At 32.0% G+C, this 20,429-nt stretch carries 14 protein-coding genes and 1 other annotated feature; of the genes, 12 read left to right on the top strand and 2 right to left on the bottom strand.

All coding sequences use genetic code 11. From position 1 onward, the window contains the following. Positions 1–159: 159 nt before the first annotated feature. Genes KBW87_RS08285 through KBW87_RS08275 form a run of 3 tightly spaced genes read left to right on the top strand, consistent with a single transcriptional unit; the run spans position 160 to position 6,083 of the window. The gene (locus KBW87_RS08285; protein ID WP_057810289.1) at positions 160–3,258 is read left to right on the top strand and encodes a type I restriction endonuclease subunit R; all 3,099 of its coding nucleotides are present in this window, start codon (positions 160–162) and stop codon (positions 3,256–3,258) included. Positions 3,259–3,271: 13 nt separating this feature from the next. Then, positions 3,272–4,915 carry a type I restriction-modification system subunit M gene (locus tag KBW87_RS08280; protein ID WP_057810291.1) on the top strand — a complete coding sequence of 548 codons (1,644 nt, stop codon included), beginning with the start codon at positions 3,272–3,274 and terminating at the stop codon, positions 4,913–4,915. Beyond that, positions 4,908–6,083 carry a restriction endonuclease subunit S gene (locus tag KBW87_RS08275; protein ID WP_057810293.1) on the top strand — a complete coding sequence of 392 codons (1,176 nt, stop codon included), beginning with the start codon at positions 4,908–4,910 and terminating at the stop codon, positions 6,081–6,083. The genes KBW87_RS08280 and KBW87_RS08275 overlap by 8 nt, the downstream gene beginning before the upstream one ends. Before the next feature lie 36 nt (positions 6,084–6,119). On the opposite strand, the gene KBW87_RS08270 is transcribed toward KBW87_RS08275, so the two are convergent. After that, entirely contained in the window at positions 6,120–7,055 is a 936-nt protein-coding gene (locus tag KBW87_RS08270) for a site-specific integrase (protein WP_057810295.1), read from the bottom strand. Between the two features lie 70 nt (positions 7,056–7,125). Further along, the gene (locus KBW87_RS08265) at positions 7,126–8,283 is read right to left on the bottom strand and encodes a restriction endonuclease subunit S (protein ID WP_255807361.1); all 1,158 of its coding nucleotides are present in this window, start codon (positions 8,281–8,283) and stop codon (positions 7,126–7,128) included. 110 nt (positions 8,284–8,393) lie between these two features. Beyond that, positions 8,394–8,633: a binding site (T-box leader), on the top strand. A 48-nt stretch (positions 8,634–8,681) separates the two neighbouring features. On the opposite strand from KBW87_RS08265, the gene mmuM reads away from it, so the two are divergent. The 9 genes from mmuM (at position 8,682) to cas1b (ending at position 20,427) form a co-directional block, all read left to right on the top strand. After that, entirely contained in the window at positions 8,682–9,602 is a 921-nt protein-coding gene (mmuM, locus tag KBW87_RS08260; protein ID WP_057810297.1) for a homocysteine S-methyltransferase, read from the top strand. A gap of 11 nt (positions 9,603–9,613) precedes the next feature. Beyond that, on the top strand, positions 9,614–11,002 hold the full coding sequence (locus KBW87_RS08255) for an amino acid permease (RefSeq protein WP_057810299.1): 1,389 nt from the start codon (positions 9,614–9,616) through the stop codon (positions 11,000–11,002). Between the two features lie 458 nt (positions 11,003–11,460). Next, the gene (cas6, locus tag KBW87_RS08250) at positions 11,461–12,219 is read left to right on the top strand and encodes a CRISPR-associated endoribonuclease Cas6 (protein ID WP_057810301.1); all 759 of its coding nucleotides are present in this window, start codon (positions 11,461–11,463) and stop codon (positions 12,217–12,219) included. 17 nt (positions 12,220–12,236) lie between these two features. Next, positions 12,237–13,991, top strand: coding sequence for a type I-B CRISPR-associated protein Cas8b1/Cst1 (cas8a1, locus tag KBW87_RS08245; RefSeq protein WP_057810304.1), 1,755 nt, complete (start codon positions 12,237–12,239; stop codon positions 13,989–13,991). 18 nt (positions 13,992–14,009) lie between these two features. Continuing rightward, positions 14,010–14,912, top strand: coding sequence for a type I-B CRISPR-associated protein Cas7/Cst2/DevR (cas7i, locus tag KBW87_RS08240; protein WP_236695263.1), 903 nt, complete (start codon positions 14,010–14,012; stop codon positions 14,910–14,912). Continuing rightward, positions 14,899–15,612: a type I-B CRISPR-associated protein Cas5b gene (gene cas5b / locus KBW87_RS08235; protein ID WP_057810306.1), complete on the top strand. Its 714-nt coding sequence runs from the start codon at positions 14,899–14,901 to the stop codon at positions 15,610–15,612. The genes cas7i and cas5b overlap by 14 nt, the downstream gene beginning before the upstream one ends. An 877-nt stretch (positions 15,613–16,489) precedes the next feature. Continuing rightward, the gene (locus tag KBW87_RS08230; RefSeq protein WP_057810308.1) at positions 16,490–18,919 is read left to right on the top strand and encodes a CRISPR-associated helicase/endonuclease Cas3; all 2,430 of its coding nucleotides are present in this window, start codon (positions 16,490–16,492) and stop codon (positions 18,917–18,919) included. A 16-nt stretch (positions 18,920–18,935) separates the two neighbouring features. After that, positions 18,936–19,427 carry a CRISPR-associated protein Cas4 gene (gene cas4, locus KBW87_RS08225; RefSeq protein WP_057810314.1) on the top strand — a complete coding sequence of 164 codons (492 nt, stop codon included), beginning with the start codon at positions 18,936–18,938 and terminating at the stop codon, positions 19,425–19,427. A 10-nt stretch (positions 19,428–19,437) separates the two neighbouring features. After that, positions 19,438–20,427, top strand: coding sequence for a type I-B CRISPR-associated endonuclease Cas1b (cas1b, locus tag KBW87_RS08220; protein WP_057810310.1), 990 nt, complete (start codon positions 19,438–19,440; stop codon positions 20,425–20,427). Positions 20,428–20,429 lie beyond the last annotated feature (2 nt).

Here is a 20,429-nt window from a genome sequence, read left to right as displayed (position 1 = left end):
TTAGCTATTCCACAGCTATTATAAAACCCCTGATTCTGTAATTGGAATTAGGGGTTTTGTGTTAGAAGATACATTATTGGCTTGCGTCAAATTTTATGTTTTGTTATGTTGATTTATATAATTTTCGTTTTGCAACAACAATAAATATAGGAGAAAATGATGGCTATTGAAAAAGCAGAGTTAAAATTTGAAAATGAATTAATTCATAAATTAGAGACTCTTGGTGGAGTTAAGCAATGGAAATATGAAGCTACAATAAAGACTACAGACCAACTTTGGAGCAATTTTAAAACTATCCTAGAAGAAAATAATCGTGATAAATTAGATAAACCTTTATCTAAGGATGAATTTTCACAGGTAAAACGAATTATTACTACTTTAAAAAATCCATATGAAGCTGGTCAATTTTTATATGGCCTTAATGGTGTGTCACAAGTTGAAGTTGATTTAGATTCTGGAAAACATATTTATTTAACAGTTTTTGATCAAGCTCAAATCGGTGCCGGTAATACAAGGTATCAAGTTGTTAACCAAATTGAAAGAGATGCAGTAATTCCTGGTTATCCAAAACGACGCTTTGATACAACCTTATTAATTAATGGTTTACCAATAATCCAAATTGAAGAAAAAGCAGATTATCATGATGTTGATGAAGCGTTGAATCAAATGCATCGCTATATTCATGAACAACAATATGGAGACATCTTTTCTCCCTTACAAATCTTAGTAGGTATGACACCACATGATGCAAAATATATGGCAAGAACTACAGATGAAATGTTCAATAAGACTTTTGCCTTTCAATGGCAGCGTAGGGAAGATAATACTCCAGTATTAGATTGGCAAGAATTTACCTCTAGTATGTTGTCAATACCAATGGCCCATAAAATGGCTACAAACTATATGATTTTAGATGGTACGCCAAGAAAACAAATGATTAAGGTTATGCGACCATATCAAGTTTATGCAGCTAGCTCAATAATTGATAAAGTTCGGCAACATGATTTTGATATTAACGACCAAGAAATTGGTTATATCTGGCATGCAACTGGGTCAGGTAAAACTATTTCGTCCTTTAAGACGGCTTGGCTTGCTTCAAGATTGCCAAATATAGACAAGGTTATCTTCTTGGTAGATCGAGTTGCTCTGACTAATCAGACAGTTGATGAATATAGCGCTTATGATCCTGAAAAAGGTGAAAATGGTAACGGGGGTGTGGTTACTGATGCAGCAAACCGATGGGTATTATCTAAAAAGATAAAATCTAAAGGGAATGGAATTATAGTAACGTCTATTCAAAAAATGGCCGCTTTGGTTAAAGACAAGAAGGGGATTAATGACATTGCCAAGAAGAATATTTTGTTTATTGTCGATGAAGCCCATCGCTCAACAGCTGGGAATATGCTTCAAAGTATCAAGACTACTTTTACTAGATCTGCTTGGGTAGGTTATACTGGTACGCCTAATTTTGATAAAGCTCCTACTACAAGAGATATTTTTGGTAATTTAATACATGCCTATACTATTGTGGACGCTATTAGGGATGGAAATGTTTTAGGATTCAAAGTTGATTTTGAAACAACATTGTCTGATGAAGTATTAAAAGAGCAATATTTGCCAGCATATTTTAAGGCAAGATATCCTAAATACAGTGAAAAACAAATTCAAGATCGAATTGAAAACCTACAACCAGAAGATATGGACGACATGATTGAACCCAGCGTTTATGACAACAATCAAAAGCATGTCGAGTTGGTTGTTAAAGACGTTTTGGATAATTGGGACAAGCGTTCAAGAAATAGTGAATATAATGCCTTATTTACTACTCACGTTGGTGGTAACAAAGCTTCAACGCCAATGGCAATGATGTTTTATAAAGAATTTAAGAAGCAGAATAAGTTGCGCAAAAAGCCATTAAAGATTGGAATTACTTTTAGTCAGGATAATTCTAATGGTGACAATCAACTGGAAAATAATAAGTCTCTTGAAGAAGCAATCAAGGACTACAATAAGCAATTTGGAACTAGTTTTGGTGTTAAAGATGCAAAAGAATATACAGAACAATTAGTTTCGAGATTAAATCGGACTATTTATGATGGAAATTACGTTGATCTCGTTATTGTCGTTGACCAATTGCTGACGGGATTTGATGCTCCGCAATTAAATACTTTATATGTAGATCGAACTTTGCAAGGCTCTGCTTTAATTCAGGCATATTCTAGAACTAATCGTGTTTATGATATGCAGACTAAACCATTTGGTCGGATTGTAAATTATCGTTGGCCTGTTCAAAGCGAAAAGTTAATGAAAAAAGCTTTGGCTGAATATGGCGATAAAAATTCTGCTAATGAACAGCAAGTACTGGATACTAAGGTTCCAAAAAATGTTATTTCTCCTGAATTTAAAGATGTGAAGAAGGAACTAAAAAAAGTAGTAAATCGACTCAGTAGTACTACTAATGAATTTACGACTGTGCCACAAAATATAGAGGCTAATCTTCAGGATCAAATGTTAAAAGATTTGCAGCAGTATAACCATTTGATGGCAATGGCCAAGCAAGATGATCATTATAATGAGAAACAACCTGAAAAGTTTTTGAATGAAATTGGATTATCCCAAAAACAAGAAGAGATACTGACTACAACATTAGCCATTAAATTAAAGAAGAGAATTGCCAAACGTATTGGTGCAGATTTTAACGATATTGATTTAAGTATGGAGCATGTCAAAGAAGTACAGGTTTCATACACCTACCTCAAGCAATTAATAGCTGAATTAATGAACCAAAAACATGAAAAGCAAGAAGAAAAGGCAAGAAATACTGCTAAGCAGATTAAAGAACTTTCAGATCGAATGGAAGATCGCAAAAAGGCTGAACAAATCAATCAATTTACAGATAGTATTTTAGATGGTTTCGAAGTGTCTACTTATCCTGTTAAGCAGGATGACATCGATGGATTCCTAGAAAAATATTCTAATTGTTCGATGCGTGAAGAAATTCTGACCTATAAGCGCAAATGGGGATTAGTTGATATTAAGGATAATCAAAAGGTTAACGATATTATTTATAATCATGTTCAAGGTGCAGATGATCTTAATATTGATGGTGAACTCGATAATATTATTCGTGAGGCATCCTTAGTTTATAAGACTGATGCAGAGGATGAAAAAGTTAGAGCATTAGCAAAGATTAAGTACCGTAGAAGATTAAGAGAAACTTTAAGTGAATTTGCAGACGACATTACTAAGAAATATTAGGAGAAATATATAAATGACTACAGCTAAAGAAGTGACAAGCCAAATCTGGGAAATGGCTAATCGATTAAGAGGTAATATGGATGCTTCTGAATATAGAAACTATATTTTAGGGTTTATGTTTTACCGTTATTTGTCTGAAAGACAAGAAAAGTATTTATTTGATAATAAAGTATTTGATGAAAATCCAGATGATATTAGTGGGATAACAGCAGAATATGTAAAAGAGGCTGATGGAGAATATATTGCTGATTATTTAGACGACATTGCTGGTTCGTTAGGATACGCAATTGAGCCCCAGTATATGTGGAAGACGATTGTCAATGAAGTAAATAACAATACAATTACACCTGATACATTTCAAAGTATGTTTGAGAGCTTTGATAATAACTTGAGATTGAATAGTAAAGCTACTCAAGATTTCACCGGTGTATTTGATGATATGAATTTAAACAACTCGCGCTTAGGTAATACTACAGCGTCTAGAGCGAAGGCATTAACACAGATTATAGATTTAGTTGATCAAGTAGATTACATAGATGAAAATGGTAAAGATATTTTAGGTGATATCTATGAATACTTGATTGCTAAATTTGCTGGAAATTCTGGTAAAAAGGCTGGAGAATTCTACACTCCACATGAAGTTTCAGAAGTTTTAGCAAAGCTTGCAACTGTGTCATTAGATCAAGAGAATAAGAAACCATCTGTATATGACTTTGCTTGTGGTAGTGGATCTTTACTTTTAACTCTTAAAGATGAAGTAAAGAATAAAATTCTGTACTATGGTCAAGAGCTAAACACTACTACATATAACCTGGCACGTATGAATCTTATGATGCACGGTGTTCCTTACGATCGAATGACTTTGAAAAATGCAGATACTTTAGAGCAAGATTGGCCGGACGGAGTAGATGCCCAGGGAACAGATCGACCAAGATTCTTTGATGTAGTGGTTGCCAATCCACCATATTCAGCAAGATGGGACAATAGTGATCGTAAATTAAAGGATCCACGTTTTAAAGACTATGGATTAGCTCCAAAGACTAAGGCTGATTACGCATTCTTATTGCACGGCTTGTATCATTTAGATCAAAACGGAACAATGGCCATTGTTTTACCTCATGGTGTCCTCTTTAGAGGAGCAAAAGAAGGTAAAATTCGTGAAGCTTTACTTAAAAAGAATCAAATTGATGCAATTATTGGTATGCCTGCTGGATTATTCTATTCAACTGGAATTCCTACTGTTGTATTAGTGCTTAAGAAGAATAGAACTAATAAGGATATTTTATTTATTGATGCATCAAAAGGATTTGAAAAAGGAAAGAATCAAAACAAATTAAGAAAAGAAGATATTGATAAGATAATCAATACTTATAAAGAGCGTAAAGACGTTGAACGTTATGCTCACGTAGCTTCATTCGATGAAATTAAAGAAAATGACTTTAATTTAAATATTCCTCGATACGTTGATACTTTCGTTCCAGAACCACCTGTTAATTTGAAGAAGGTAGCTGCTGATCTTCATGAAACTAATATTGAAATTCAGAAGAATCAGAAAGAATTAGTAGGGATGCTTAAAGAATTAACATCTGAAGATGACGATATAATGGATGGATTGAATGCCATTATTAAGGAATTGGAGGAAGAAACTCGTGACTAAAAGTGACGATAAAAGAGTACCAGCACTGCGTTTTAAAGGCTTCACTGATGATTGGGAGCAACGTAAAGGAAATGAAATATTTATTTCTAAATCAAATAAAGGATATACAAACTTACCAGTTCTATCTGCAACACAAGATATGGGAATGGTATACAGAAACACATTAAAAAGCGACATAAAATATCAGATAGATAACTTAAATAATTATAAACACATTGAACCAGGAGATTTTGTTATTCATCTTCGTTCATTCCAAGGTGGCTTTGCTTATTCTAATATTGAAGGAATTGCTTCTCCTGCTTATAAAGTTTTCGCATTTCAAAATTCTAATAAATTTAACGACATTTTTTGGAAAGAAAAATTTAAAAGTTATCAGTTTATTCAGTTGTTAAAAAAAGTCACTTACGGAGTACGAGATGGAAAAAGTATAAGTTACACAGATTTTATTACTTTAAGAGAAACATTTCCGTCTTTTAAAGAACAAAAACAGATTGGCGATTTGTTAAATAAAATTAATGCGTTACTTTCACTTCAGCAACGAAAAGTAAAGCAGCTGAAGTTACTGAAAAGAGCTATGCTTCAAACTTTATTTACCAATAAAAGTGTCCCTCAATTACGCTTTAAAGGATTTACGGATAATTGGGAACAACGTAAGTTAAAAGATCAAGCAATAATAATTATGGGGCAGTCTCCCGATGGATCAACATATTCTGATAAACCTACTAAATATATTTTAGTTCAAGGAAATGCTGATATTCAGAATGGTTGGGTAAAACCACGAGTTTGGACTACTCAACTTACGAAACTGGCTAAAAAAGGCGATATATTGCTTAGTGTAAGAGCTCCTGTAGGAAAAGTGGGACGAACTAATTATGATGTTGTTTTAGGTCGTGGAGTTGCGGCAATAAAAGGAAATAATTTTCTATTTTTCTTGTTTCATAAATTAAATATAGATAAATATTGGAAAAAATATTCTACAGGATCAACTTTTGAATCCATTAACTCTGCTGATATACGCAACACAATAATACATATTCCTCAAAAAATTGAGCAGACAAGAATTGGTACACTAGTTTCACATATAGAAAAGCAAATTACGTTTCAGCAAAATAAAATAAAGAAACTAGAGAGCCTTAAACAATTCCTCCTCCAAAACATGTTCATCTAATTACAAAAGGACATCACTAACCGATGTCCTTTTTGCTTAACCTAATTGTGATAAATGATGCAAAATTTTATCATTATCTTTATTTTCAAGTTCACGAATAATGTGAATATATGTTTCCTGTGTTGTAGTTGTATTACTATGTCCCAATCTTTTAGCTACGCTGGCTATAGACACTCCCTCATACAAAAGTAATGAAGCATGTGTATGACGCAAGCCATGAATTGAGATGATCGGAATATCTAGCTTTTCACAATACGTCGCTAACTTTTGATTTAACGTAGAATTATACACTCGCTGATTCTTATCAAAGAATATCAATTGGTTATCTTCTTTAGAACGAATTAAGGATTGAAATTGCTGCATTAATTGCCAGTCTACCATAACAGAACGATTAGATGATTCATTCTTAGTAGGTTGAAAATGACCTATTTTTTCTTTGTAATTCCATGATTTATTAATAATTATTCTCTGCTTTCCGAAATCAAAGTCTTCTTTAGTTAAAGCTAACGCTTCAGCGAAGCGTAAACCAGTTTTTGCAATCAATAAAAAGAACCAGTCCCAATTAAGCTCAGAATTTAAATCTAATGATCTAAGTAATTTTTGTAAATCAAACAAGTTTAAATATTTTATTTTCTTTTCACTAGGACTACATCCTTTAATAATTGCACGCCTTGTAGGATCACTCTTTAACAAGCCATCATCGACTGCATCAAATAAACTTGCCTTTAAATGATGGTGGAAATCTAAAGTTGTAGTCTTTTCATGATTACGCGCGTACAAGTTTAGAATTTGTTGATAGTTACGACGATTAAGTTCATTCATATGTAGATCTGGTGCAAGTTCTTTCAAGCGTTTTTGAACTAAGTAATACTTATCAAGAGTGACTTGTCGAACTGCATTGTCTTTGTAAATATGAATCCAATCAAGATAATACTTGTAAAATAACTTGGTGCTATATTTCTTTTGTGACATAGAAAAACCTCCTTAAAATATTAAGTCACGTACTTAATTGTTTAAGGAAATTATATTTTTGCAAGAGTTTTTAGATAAACATATTTTGGAGGAGGAATTGCTTGATACTAGTTAGCTTTTTAATTTGAATCTTACTTAACTCAATTGATTTATCAATTTGCTTGAATAAAGATGATATTCTTTGTTCCTCCTCTTTATCAGATGGAACTTGAATTAAAATTTTTTCGAATAAAGGAAATTTTAAGTTCCATGTGTCTGATGTTAATCCCTGTGAATGCTGTCTAAAATTAAAAAGCATTCTTTTATTTTTAAAATAATAGTAATAAAAATTTGGATTTTCTTCTTTTTTTGGCGTAACAACAGTATATGCTGGACTAACAATTCCATTATATTTTGATACACCAACAGCTCCTTGCCACATGCGCATTGAATTATAAGCTAAATCATTTATTTTTACTTCTTTGTAATTGCTCTTATCATTAGATGAATTGTCTTTTCTATCATTCTCTAAAAAAGGATATACCCCTTTGGAAATGGATACTGATAAAAGCATTCCATTTTTATTTCTTTGATTTCGTTCTTTAAAAATAGAACTTATTTTTTGCAAATTCCATTCTTGTGTAGAAAGCTTAATTTTTTTAATGCCTTGAGTATTCGGAAAAACATCTTGAAGTAAAGCAGATTTCATGCTGTTTAGATCATTCAATTTTCGTTGCTGAAGGGCTATACATTTATTTATTTTCTCCAAGAGTGCAATAATTCTTTCCTGTTCTTTTAATTTTTGGGGATATAAGATATTCAGATTTTTTAAATCATTTACATGAATATGAACTATTGATTTTCCTTGAGCTCTTGATGCTAAAAGTTTATGACTTTTACCATATGTGAGCAAATATGCTAAAAAACCAGGAAATATATATTTATTAGGTTTTATAATTATTAATCCACCAGCTAATATTATTCCTGAACTGGCTATCCAGCTAGCTCTGGCGATATCTATAGACGTTTCACCTGAATCAGGTAATACAACCTCGTTTCCTGTACTAAAAATAGAATTCAAAAGTAACTTTGAGTAAAGTCCGGTGTTTAAAATTTTTTCAGAGTAATGAGTATATAATTCTCCATACAAGAGTATGGGTACACCATCATCAATTAAATCTTTTTTAGTATAACCTTTTCCTTTAGAAAAAAGACCTATCTTATCCAACTTACGTTGCTCCCAAACGATTAAAAAGAATGTAGTTTATAAAATAGTTAGAACAATAACTCAACAGAATTAATAAACCTCTATTTACCATTGACAATCATTTTTCATCATAGTATATTATTAATCAATAATTAAAAGAATTTGAAAAGCAGAGTAACTAATGGAATTTGCTTACAGAGAGTTGTCAGGTGGTGAAAGACAATGCAAATGAAGTTAGCGAATATGGGCTTGGATATCAGTGTCAGTGATATGTAGCTGGCAACGGTGTTGTGAACCGTTATTTGTCACAAACTATGATAGTAGTTAGTGAGGTTTATTTGCGCAAGCAATAAACAAATTAAAGGTGGTAACGCGAAGCACTCGTCCTTTTGGGACGGGTGCTTTTTGTTTACATTAAAAAATGAAAGGGGCGTGAGTGAATGGGTTTAATTGAAAAAGTTAAATCTGGAATTGTGCTTGATGGTGCAATGTCTGATGAACTTGAAAACCAAGGAGTTAATACAAATAACCACTTATGGACAGCAACAGCTTTAATTAATCAGTTGGATAAAGTGTATCAAGCGCACATGGATTATTTCAATGCTGGTGCTGAACTTGTAATTACAAATACGTATCAGGCAAATGTACAAGCATTTGAAAAAGCAGGTTATTCTCAAGAAGAAGCGGAGAAGTTTATTCGGGATGCGGTTAAAATTGCTAAAAAGGCGCGAGATGATTTTGAAAAGAAAACTGGCCAACACAATTATGTGGCAGGAACAGTTGGAGCTTATGGAGCATATTTAGCAGATGGAAATGAGTATCGAGGAGATTACGATTTATCCAAAGAAGAATATCTGGAGTTTCATTTGCCAAGATTAAGGCTCGTTTTAGAGGAAAAGCCAGATTTGATTGCATTAGAAACTCAGCCGAAATTGTCGGAGCCGGTGGCAGTTTTAGATTGGTTAAAAGAAAATGCACCACGGGTTCTTGTGTATGTCAGTTTCACTTTAAAAAATGTTCAGCAAATTAGTGATGGAACTTCGATTGCAGAAGCTATTACAAAAATTAATCAATACGACCAAGTTTTTGCAATGGGAATTAATTGTATTAGTCCCGATTTGGTGAAAGACGCACTGATTGAATTTGGCAAATATACTGAAAAACCGTTGGTAGTATATCCAAATTTGGGTGCAAGTTATGATCCAAAAATTAAGCAGTGGCGGGAATTTGATAAAAAGTTTGATTTTAATACTTTGACTAAGACTTGGTATGAATGTGGAGCTCGCTTAATCGGGGGATGCTGCACAACGGGACCTGAGGAGATTAAGCAGATTCGTAAAACACTCGATCAGTTAAGATAGGAGGAAAAATTATGGCTTATAAAACTCACTTGAAGCGAAAAATGGAAACTCGTCATATTCGGATGATTTCTTTAGGGGGTGTCATTGGAACCGGATTATTTTTAAGTTCGGGTTATACGATTCATGAAGCTGGGCCTTTGGGAACTGTGATTGCCTATTTAGTTGGAGCACTTATTGTTTTTGCGGTAATGCTTTGCTTAGGTGAACTGTCTGTTGCGATGCCTTATACTGGGGCTTTCCATGTTTATGCAAAGAAATATATTGGTCCTTCAACAGGATTTATAGTAGCTATCTTATATTGGCTGACATGGACAATTGCTCTTGGATCGGAATTTACGGCTGCGGGTTTAATCATGCAAAAATGGTTTCCTAATGTACCAGTGTGGATCTGGAGTTTAACATGTATGGTGTTAATCTTTTTAAGCAATTTCTTTTCTGTAAAAATTTTCGCAGAAAGTGAGTTTTGGTTTGCAGCTATTAAGATTTTTGCAATTGTAGCTTTTATTGTTTTAGGGATTTTAGCCATTACTGGAATTCTGCCGGTAAAGGGATATGCCCATGCACCTGGATTAGTTAATTTTTATAAAAATGGTTGGTTTCCTAATGGTTTTGGGGGAGTTTTTACTACAATGCTTACAGTAAACTTTGCTTTTTCTGGTACAGAGTTAATTGGAATTACAGCTGGAGAAGCCGAAAATCCTCAGAAGGCAATTCCCAGCGCAATAAAAACTACTTTGTGGCGTTTGGTGATTTTCTTTATTGGAAGTATTGTTGTAATGGCAGCGTTGATCCCTTATAAGGTAGCAGGTGTAACTCAGAGTCCATTTGTTTATGTTCTTGACTTAATTCATGTGCCGTTTGCAGGGAATATTATGAACTTTGTGGTTTTGACGGCAATTATTTCAGCTGCCAATTCCGGATTATATGCTTCAACGCGCATGCTGTGGTCATTGAGTAATGAAGGCACGATTCCCAAGGCTTTTAAAAAAACTGGAAAAAATGGAGTTCCAACTTTAGCTTTAGTAGTGAGCATGCTTGGCGGAATTTTTGCTCTTATTTCAAGCAAAGTTGCTCCAGGTACCGTTTATTTAGTTTTAGTTTCTATTTCTGGATTGGCGGTTGTCTTTGTTTGGATGGCAATTGCACTTGCTGAACTTAATTTTAGAAAACAATTTCTTAAAGATGGCCATAAATTAAGCGAATTAAAATATCGCACGCCATGGTATCCTGTAATTCCATATTTTGCTTTTATTTCTAGTCTGCTATCCTGTGTTTTGATTTGGTTTGATCCAACTCAACGTGTAGCTCTTTATTATACAATTCCGTTTGTGGCGATTTGTTACGTGGCTCATTACTTATGGCGTAGGAAAAATAAGAAATTTGAAGTTGTTGAAGAATAAAAGAGTCTTGAATTTAGAACACTTATCTACTTAGAGATAGGTGTTCTTTTTGTGATATTAACAAATAAGCTTACTATTGTTTTTGAAATTCTGTGATCTTTAATTTCTTCTTTGAATTAGAAACTTTTAAAATAAGTATTATATTGAACATACTGTCGCTGAAGAAGCAGAATTTTATTCCATGATGAAAGTGATGGTTTTCATCGTTTTCTTGGTGAAGCATGTTTTTCGCTCTTTTATTTTGATATAATTTTTAAGAATAAAAGAACTAATGTGCTATTCGAAAAAGCTTAAAATTTTATCTCAAATAAATTTTTATATCCGTCAAGGAATAATTTCTTAAAGATAAAATTGGTCCTTTGGCAAATACTTGTATTTTAGATGATGTTAAAAAACGTAAATTGTAAATATAAAAATACATGATATACTGTAGTTGTAATAAATGAAAGGAGCTAAAAATGAGATTTGGAATTCCAATTTGTCTACATTCAAAGAATCCAAGTGAAAAAGCAGAAATCAAGATAGATATTGATTATGATGCTTATGTTTTATCATTAATTAAAACAGGTCTCTCAGCTGAGAATCCTAATTTATTTAAAGAACTATTTGAGAAACCTACACAAAAATGTTATGCAACTAGTGTATTCTTCCCGAATGCTACTTTTACTAAAAATAGCATTATTTTAAATAGAGAGGGGGAAATGAAGTTATATTTTTCAACTGCGAATACTAATATAGGGATTAACTTTTATAATGCATTTATTTATTTAAATCATCTGGATGTAAGTAAATTGCCGTTTGGGCACGAATATTTAGCAGACGTAAAGAAGCTATATACAATAGAACTTCCTAAAATCACACAAAATCGAACAATCTTTAAAACAATGTCTCCAATTGTAGTTAGAGATAACAATGGAAGATTTATTTCATGTCCGACTGATGTAACAGAAGAAGAGATGATTAAATTTAATGAAACCTTGCGCAGAAATACTTTTAATAAATTAAAAGATAACCCGATGCTTGCCTCAACAGTGGAAGAATTATGGTTTAAACCATTGAAAATGAGAAAGACTGTACGTAAATCATTTGGTTTGAATATTGAATGCACAAAAGGGATTTTTGAATTAGAGGGTAATCCTACCCTCTTAAACTATATTCACTCAGGTGGTCTCGGTGAAAAAAATGGCAGCTTTTCGGGGATGATTAGTTTAATTTAGAATAGGTGGTGAATGATATGGAGGACACCAATACTACCACTGTTAATTTTAGAATAAATAGTTGGATGGAAAATGCTGGGATAGTTGGACTGCTGAGAATTCTAAAAAACGATCCCAGATATTTAAATAGCTATAGCATGAGTGAAAGCGCTGTAAAATTAGATCCGAAAGTATTAGATGATTTTTCTGATTTATATTTTAAATTCTTTATTAAAAATTATGGACAAGTCATTAGATATTCCAAAATTATTGAGGAGGAAAACTGGCTTAAAACTCTTAAAGATAAGGATTTTAAGGACTTCGACGAAAAAGATTTAAAGAGATTAACTGATTGGTTTGATAATATTGTAAAATATTCCGTCAATTCAGCTAGTTATAAAAAGGTTATTAAATTTATAAATAGTGATTTTGATGTTAAAGCAGAAGTTAAAAGTTGTAATAAGAAAATAAGAACTTTAAATAAAAAGAACTTTTTAACTAAAAATTCTGATGAAGCCAAAGAAATATTACAAGAACTAATTAATCAGCTCTTGAAAATCATTGAATATTTTAGTACAAGTCAAGCTAAAAAATATTTTCCAGCGAAGACATTGAACTATATTATTATCAATAAAGCATGGAATGGTGTGTCTTTTCTTAATTCTCAGACAAAAAATTTGGACTTTTATGAAGATTATCAAAATTACTTTGTAGTACCAGTTCAAGAATACTTACAAGAAGATCATGCTAAAGATAAATATGTATGTTCAACATGTGGACGACCTGTAAAGAAGTTAAAATACTCATATGGTTTTATAAACAATATGGGTTATGATTTAAATAAAAAAACAAGTAATGCGTGGAATTTTAAAAATGACCTGTATATTTGTCCAATTTGTCAATTTTTGTATTCACTAATACCGGTGGGATTTACATATAATATGTGTGGCCAAGGGATTTTTATTAATGAAAATTCTTCAATTAGAAATTTGCAAGGAAAAAATGATCTTGTTTTCAGTAATATGATGAGAAAGATTAGCGATAGCACCCGAACTAGTCCATATCGAGCTCTTTCGGCTGCCTTTAAAGATGAGGAAGCAAGTGGACAACACGCTCCTTTGGGCAATATTCAATTGATTACATATGATACAGATCATTATAATTTTCAAATTGTTCCAATTGTTGCTTCTAAAGTATTAACTAAAGCTGTGGAACATACCTATAGTGTGACACGAACTGGTAAAGTTAAGAGTTATTTAGCTAGCTTGTACAATGCTGGAATTAGTAATTTCAGGGGTGTGAATTATTACGGTATTTTAGATAGTGTAATGAATTGTTTGTTTAATAATACTAATTTATTTAGTATTATCTACCAATTGGAATTGTTGAAATTGAGCAACACAGAGGGTTGTTTTTACAATGATTTTCAAATAATGACTGTGATTCGCATGAACGGATGGTTCTTAAATGAACTACATAAGTATCGAGGAAGCAAAATTATGAAAATAGAAGAGAATAAATTAACAAAAGTTCGTGGTTGCGGGATGTATGTGAGAATGGGCTATGATAATGAAAATAAGGCTAAGTCATTAGCTTATAAAATGCTTGAAGCACTTCGTACTAATAATATCGATAGATTTATGGAGCTGTTGCTTAATGCGTATTTATATTTAGATAAAACCGTACCTAAGATTTTTATTGAAACTCAGTCTGAGACCGAAGTATTCAAAGATTATGCTTTTGCATTTATTGCAGGGTTAATTGGTAATAGTGAAAAAGAAGAGAATAATTAATAAATGGAGGATGGACATATGATTCAGGATAATATGGGACTAACAGTAACTATCGTTTTTCAAGCTTCAAGCGCTAATTATGGTGAGAGCTTAGGTAATGTAGCCTTTCTTAAAAAACTTACTCGTGGAGATGGTCAGCAATACTCTTACATTTCACGCCAAGCAATTCGCTATAACATTGTTCAACAACTTGGTGAAAAAGAAGCAACTTTAGAGGCTGAAGGCAGTGGTGATAAAAAGGTAATTCAGTTTGCTAAGGACGCATCTATTAAAGATTTTTCGGAAATTGATTTCTTTGGTTATATGAAAACTGAAAAAGGTACTAATTCATCTATTAGATCAGCTCGGGTACGTCTTTCAAATGCTATTAGTCAAGAACCCTATGAGGGAGATACCGATTTTTTAACTAATATGTCATTAGCTCAAAGAATTCGTAAAGCTACGGGTGATAATACAATCCGTAACAGTATTGCGCAATCAGAAATTCAACATTCGTATCATGTTTACACCTTAACAATTGATTTAGATCAAATTGGAATCGACGATAATGATGGTACTAATTTGGATGCAAGTGAAAAAAATCGTCGTGTTGCCAAATTATTAGATGTAATTCAATATTTATATCGTGATATTAGAGGTCGTCGTGAGGACTTAAAGCCCCTTTTCATTATAGGTGGGGTTTATGATATTAAAAATCCAGTGTTTGAAAATGCTGTTAAAGTTAAGAATGCTAAGATTGACATTGAATCAATTCAAAGTGTTCTTGATGATCCAAGAGTTGAAGATAATACTAATATTGGATTTGTAAATGGCGCATTTGATAATAGTCAAGAGATTAAAAATAAATTGAATGCAGTGACAGTAGCTAAGTTTATGACAGATTTAAAGAAAAAGGTTGCTGAATATTATGAAGGTAATTAGAGTTAAATTGCACCAAGAAACTGCTAATTATCGAGTTCCGGCTAGTCATGGGTTTCGTGAAAGTTATCCCTTACCTCCTTATTCTACAGTGATAGGGATGGTTCACTACTTATGTGATTTTTATGAATATCATCCAATGCAAGTTAGTATTCAAGGTTCATATGTATCAACAACTAGTGATTTTTTTACACGATATGAATTCAAAAATGGTATGAAATTTGATCCAGAAAGACACCAGTTAAATGCTGAAGGTTTTGGAATTAGTAGAGGTATTGGTCATGTTCAGTTGCTTTATGATGTAAATTTAATATTGCATATCAAGCCTAATGATGAAAGTGAACTGGATACTATTTATCATGCTTTAAAGTATCCTCGTGAATTTCCAAATTTGGGTCGACGAGAAGATTTGGCAAATTTTGAAGATGTAAAGATTGTTGATATAGAAGAAAAAGATGAAGATGTACCCGTAAATCATAGCGCATATATACCTGTTCAAATGTCTGAAGATGTGGGTCTAGAAGATGATGGTGTGGGAAATAAAGGGACACATTATTATTTAAATAAGAATTATAAGTTGGTAACAATTAGAAAAGGTCAGACACAACGTCGGTGGAATAAAGTTGAGGCAATATATGCTTCTGGATTTGTAGTTTATAAGGCATATGTTGATGAAGATGGTAATGTAGTATTCTTAGTTTAGAGCTGTCGATGTTCAAAAATCAATTTTTTACAGAGGATCGACAGGTACTATTAAGCTTGATATGATAGCTTTTCTGAAATTTTATAATCATTTTTATCAAAAATAGAAGTATATTTAAGATGGTCGACAGAATTGGAACTGTAAAGTATTGATTTGTAAGATCTGTCGAAGGGAACTGTTTTTATCTAACTTAAGAGGAATGTAAATACAGTATAGGTCACTTGCTTGAGAGCCAAAATACAGTTTTTATCTAACTTAAGAGGAATGTAAATATCTGTTCAGTACACTTTCAACAATGAAGCTTACGGGTTTTTATCTAACTTAAGAGGAATGTAAATAACCCAAACGATGGGTATGCAACTCACTAAGAGCATGTTTTTATCGAGAAATGTAAATATTGATAAAACTTGGTGTGATGCTGCTAAAGCTGCTATCGCGTTTTTATCTAAGGAATATAAGTTTTGAACTTTGCTGACAGACAAGATATAAGTTGTTTTTATAAAAAATATATAAAATTTGGTACAAAAAAAGCCGTTGATGGTTCAGCGACTTTAAATATATATTTTTTCGAGACTCTTCCGCAATAATACCTACTGCTTTAATATGAGAACGATGGGAATTGAACCCATACCTTCCCTAAAAACTAGGATTATCTTCCCTGTTAGACGACTTATTCTCAGTTTCATTATTCCATATTCTCTGCATTTTAGCAATATTTGATTGTGTTTTTCTGATGGATAATAGTTTTTATCTAGCTTAAGAGAAATATAAACGAAATAACAAAATATCAGTTAGCAGAAAAAATTTGGAGGATAGGAATATGAGATATATGGAAGTACATCTTGCATTTACTCTATAAAATAGAAAGTGGGGAAAAATGAATAACTATTTAGCCAAGTCTTTAAATCAATCTGAAGGAAACCACTGTGAGACGATTGTAGAACATACTAATAATTTGTTGAGGCAATATAATTTATTGAAACAAACGTATCCTGACATATTTCAAAACTTTTGGCTTTGTCAGAATACGTTTAATAATATGTTGAAGCAGCCAAATATTCATGGCAAGGATGACTGGCGTCTCTTAGAAATTGCTTGTGCTTATCATGATTTAGGTAAAATGAATTTACGCTTTCAGAAAAAAGTAAAGGCTGAGAAAAGTTATTGTGAAGATGAAATTCCGCATGCCTTGTTAAGTATTACAATGCTTCCAATTGAGGAGTTGAAAAAACAATATACAAAAGAAGAACTCATAGCCTTAATTTTTGCAATAAAATGGCATCATGAACGTGATCTTGGAAATATAGATAAAGAATATTACGAGAGAGAAATAGAGACTTTAAGGAAAGAATTTGATGGTTTTGATTATTCGAAATTAAATTTTCCAATACATCCTCAGGAACCCACTAAAATAAGAGTTCAATATCTGAAGAATCACTTAGGACATCGATTATCATATGCGAATGAACCAAATATTTTTGATGAATTTGTAATGCTAAAGGGATTGCTTAATCGCATTGACTATGCTGCTTCTGGCCATTATGAAATTGAATCTAAATCACGTGTGTATTTGAGTCAAAATATTCTTCAACATTGGCGAAAAGATAATCCTACTACTAACTGGAACGATTTACAAGATTGGACTTATAAAAATCGAAATGAGAGTATTATTGTAGTGGGACAAACTGGATTGGGAAAAACTGAATCAGCACTTAGATGGCTTGATAATTCTAAATCGTTCTTTGTCTTACCTCTAAAAAGTGCAATAGATTCTATTTACGATAGAATTTCTAAAATAGTTTTTCAAAATAATAGTCATGAAAATTTAGCACTTCTTCATTCTGATATGATGTCTAAAGCCTTATCGGAAAAATTTAATAAAGAAGAATCTTTTGATGAATTTGTAAATGAAGAACGAAGTTGGTCTAAACAGTTGTCTATTGCTACGCTTGATCAAATTTTTAGTTTTGTATATCATTATAAAAATTATGAACCTAAACTTGCTACTCTTGCTTATTCTAAGATCGTAATTGATGAAATTCAAATGTATTCTCCAGATCTTTTAGGATATTTGATTTTTGGACTGAAAGAAGTGCAAAAATATGGCGGAAAATTTGAAATTATGACTGCAACATTACCTCCATTTTTGGTAGATTTACTAAAAAGTCATGGTTTAAGATTTAAACAAGCACCGCAGCCATTTTTGGATTCTAAAGTAGACCATCGACATAAAGTTAAAGTTCTCCATAAACAAATTAACTCAGACGATATTATTAAGATGACTTGTCATCAAAAAACGCTAGTAGTATGTAATACCGTTAAATCTGCAACTAAATTATATTCAGAATTAAAGCAAAAAGGAATATTGAATATCCATTTGATTCATAGTAGATTTATTCGAAAAGATCGAAGTAAAAAGGAAAAGGAGATACTTGAATTTGGTCAAAAAGAAAATCAAAAAGCTGGAATTTGGATAGGAACGCAGGTTGTTGAAGCCTCATTAGATATAGACTTTGATTTGTTAATTACTGAACTCTCTGAAATGTGTGGTCTTTTTCAAAGAATGGGTAGATGCTATCGAAAGCGCAATTATGAAGGTAAAGAGCCAAATGTTTACGTTTTTGATGGTGGAGACAAACCTACGAGTGGAATTCATAAGAGTACGCATGAATATAAGAGAGAGGAAAGACATTCTGTTGTTGATTATCATCTTTTTAATCTATCTAAAAAAGCTATTGCTAAGCTAGATGGATATTTAACAGAATCAAATAAATTAAAACTAATTAATGAGAACTATGCTACGGATAAATTACTAGATATTGAAAATTGCAAACTTATTGAGAAGGTTAATGATTGTATTAAATATTTAGATGATTTAGCATTTTTGAATACACCAATAAGTAAAGAAAAAGCTATAAATGATTTTAGAGATATCAATACAGTAGATGTTATTCCCGAAAAAGTATTTCTTGAATATAAAGATGAAATTGAATCAGCTGCTCAAACTTTGAATACTCATCTTAAAAAAGAAGATTTTCCGGATCAAGTAACATATAAAAAACAATGTCAAATTCTTGTACAAGAAAAAATTAAAGCGCGAGAAATAATCAATAATTATTTAGTCTCAATTCCGTTTTATGTAAACAATAAAGTTTCTAAACATAGATGGATGGAAAACGATTTAATCAATAAATTTGGATATAGAATTTTACCAGCGGACTTTGATTATGATTCTGAAACTGGATTGTCTTATCGAGATGGTGCTAATCTGAATAATGAAATTGATTATGATGATAATATGTTTTAGTTTGGAAAATTTTAAAATGCGAATAACAGGTAATATGGTGAATTATTTCTTTGTTTGTAAAAGAAAACTATGGCTCTTCCAACATCAAATAGGATTTGAGCAAACCAGTGAACGCGTTATGTTAGGAAAATTATTGGATAAAACTAGCTATCAGGGTCGTGGTTTACACCATGTGATGATAGATAACCTAATTGATATTGATATGGTTGAAAATTGGCAATTAATTCATGAAGTAAAGAAGAGTAATGCGCTTGAACCGGCAGCCGTATGGCAATTAAAATATTATATTTATTACTTACGAAAGAAAGGGATAAGTATTTCTAAAGGCTTGCTGGATTATCCACGCCTTAAGAAATGTGTAAAAATTGACTATACAAGTAAAGATGAAGAAATAATGGAAAATTATATTTCAGAAATTGAACAGATTTGCAAGCAATCTACTCCGCCTAAACCCGAGCTTAAGTCAATTTGTAAATCATGTGCATTTTATGAATATTGCTTTTCTTAGGTGGCTAAAAATGGAAGATTATTATTTATTTTCTTCAGGAAAATTGGAACGCAAAGATAATACAGTTAGATTGACAAGATCGGATGGAAAATATAAGGATCTAAAAATTGAGGTTACAAGAAGTATATATTTATTCGGTGAAGTTTCGACTAATACTAAGTGTTTAAATTATCTTGCTCAGAAGAAAATTCCTATACATTATTACAATTACTATGGATTTTACAGTGGATCATTTTATCCCCGGGAAGAAAATGTGTCTGGCACACTCTTAATTCAGCAAGTACAGGCATATACAGATTCTCATAGAAGACTTTATTATGCTAAAAGATTTGTTTTAGGGGCCGCTAAGAATTTATCAAGAAACTTGAGGTATTATCAAAGAAGAGAAAGAGATTTAAATAAAAGTATAAAAGAAATTACATCTCTAATTCCACAGATAAATGAAGCGAATAGTGTTGAAGAATTGATGGGAATTGAAGGCACAATTCACAGAAAATATTATGCAGCTTGGAATCGTATTTTTATTCCAGATGTAGAATTTTCAAAAAGGGTTCGAAGACCACCTGATAATATGATAAACACGCTTATTTCGTTTTTAAATGGTTTAATGTATACAACTTGTTTGTCAGAAATATATGTGACTCAACTTAATCCAACTGTAAGTTATTTACATAGTGCAATGGATAGGAGATTTTCCTTATGTCTTGATATATCGGAAATATTTAAACCGATAATAGTAGATAGGTTAATCTTTTCACTTATTAATAAAAATATGGTTACTGAAAAAGATTTTAATAAAGAATCGAATTTTTGTTATTTGTCTGATAGAGTAAAACGGTTAATTGTTGGTGAGTATGATAAGTATTTGAAACAAAAAGTTAGGTATAAAGCTTTGCATAGGGATGTATCTTATAGACATTTAATTCGATTGGAATGTTATAAGTTGATAAAATCTCTCGTTGAAGGAGAAGCATATGCCCCTTACATTATGGGATGGTAGTA

The organism is Lactobacillus intestinalis, from assembly GCF_024397795.1.
GTDB classification, from domain to species: domain Bacteria; phylum Bacillota; class Bacilli; order Lactobacillales; family Lactobacillaceae; genus Lactobacillus; species Lactobacillus intestinalis.
The sequence above is the reverse complement of the archived record's forward strand: the minus strand, read 5'-3'. Positions and strand labels throughout refer to the sequence as shown.

What these genes read in the sequence shown, in the direction of transcription:
- cas4 (WP_057810314.1), top strand. Translation starts at nt 18,936, where the DNA reads ATGCGAATAACAGGTAATATGGTGAATTATTTCTTTGTTTGTAAAAGA.
- KBW87_RS08230 (WP_057810308.1), top strand. Translation starts at nt 16,490, where the DNA reads ATGAATAACTATTTAGCCAAGTCTTTAAATCAATCTGAAGGAAACCAC.
- KBW87_RS08285 (WP_057810289.1), top strand. Translation starts at nt 160, where the DNA reads ATGGCTATTGAAAAAGCAGAGTTAAAATTTGAAAATGAATTAATTCAT.
- mmuM (WP_057810297.1), top strand. Translation starts at nt 8,682, where the DNA reads ATGGGTTTAATTGAAAAAGTTAAATCTGGAATTGTGCTTGATGGTGCA.
- cas5b (WP_057810306.1), top strand. Translation starts at nt 14,899, where the DNA reads ATGAAGGTAATTAGAGTTAAATTGCACCAAGAAACTGCTAATTATCGA.
- KBW87_RS08270 (WP_057810295.1), bottom strand. Translation starts at nt 7,055, where the DNA reads ATGTCACAAAAGAAATATAGCACCAAGTTATTTTACAAGTATTATCTT.
- KBW87_RS08255 (WP_057810299.1), top strand. Translation starts at nt 9,614, where the DNA reads ATGGCTTATAAAACTCACTTGAAGCGAAAAATGGAAACTCGTCATATT.
- cas7i (WP_236695263.1), top strand. Translation starts at nt 14,010, where the DNA reads ATGATTCAGGATAATATGGGACTAACAGTAACTATCGTTTTTCAAGCT.
- cas6 (WP_057810301.1), top strand. Translation starts at nt 11,461, where the DNA reads ATGAGATTTGGAATTCCAATTTGTCTACATTCAAAGAATCCAAGTGAA.
- KBW87_RS08280 (WP_057810291.1), top strand. Translation starts at nt 3,272, where the DNA reads ATGACTACAGCTAAAGAAGTGACAAGCCAAATCTGGGAAATGGCTAAT.
- cas8a1 (WP_057810304.1), top strand. Translation starts at nt 12,237, where the DNA reads ATGGAGGACACCAATACTACCACTGTTAATTTTAGAATAAATAGTTGG.
- cas1b (WP_057810310.1), top strand. Translation starts at nt 19,438, where the DNA reads ATGGAAGATTATTATTTATTTTCTTCAGGAAAATTGGAACGCAAAGAT.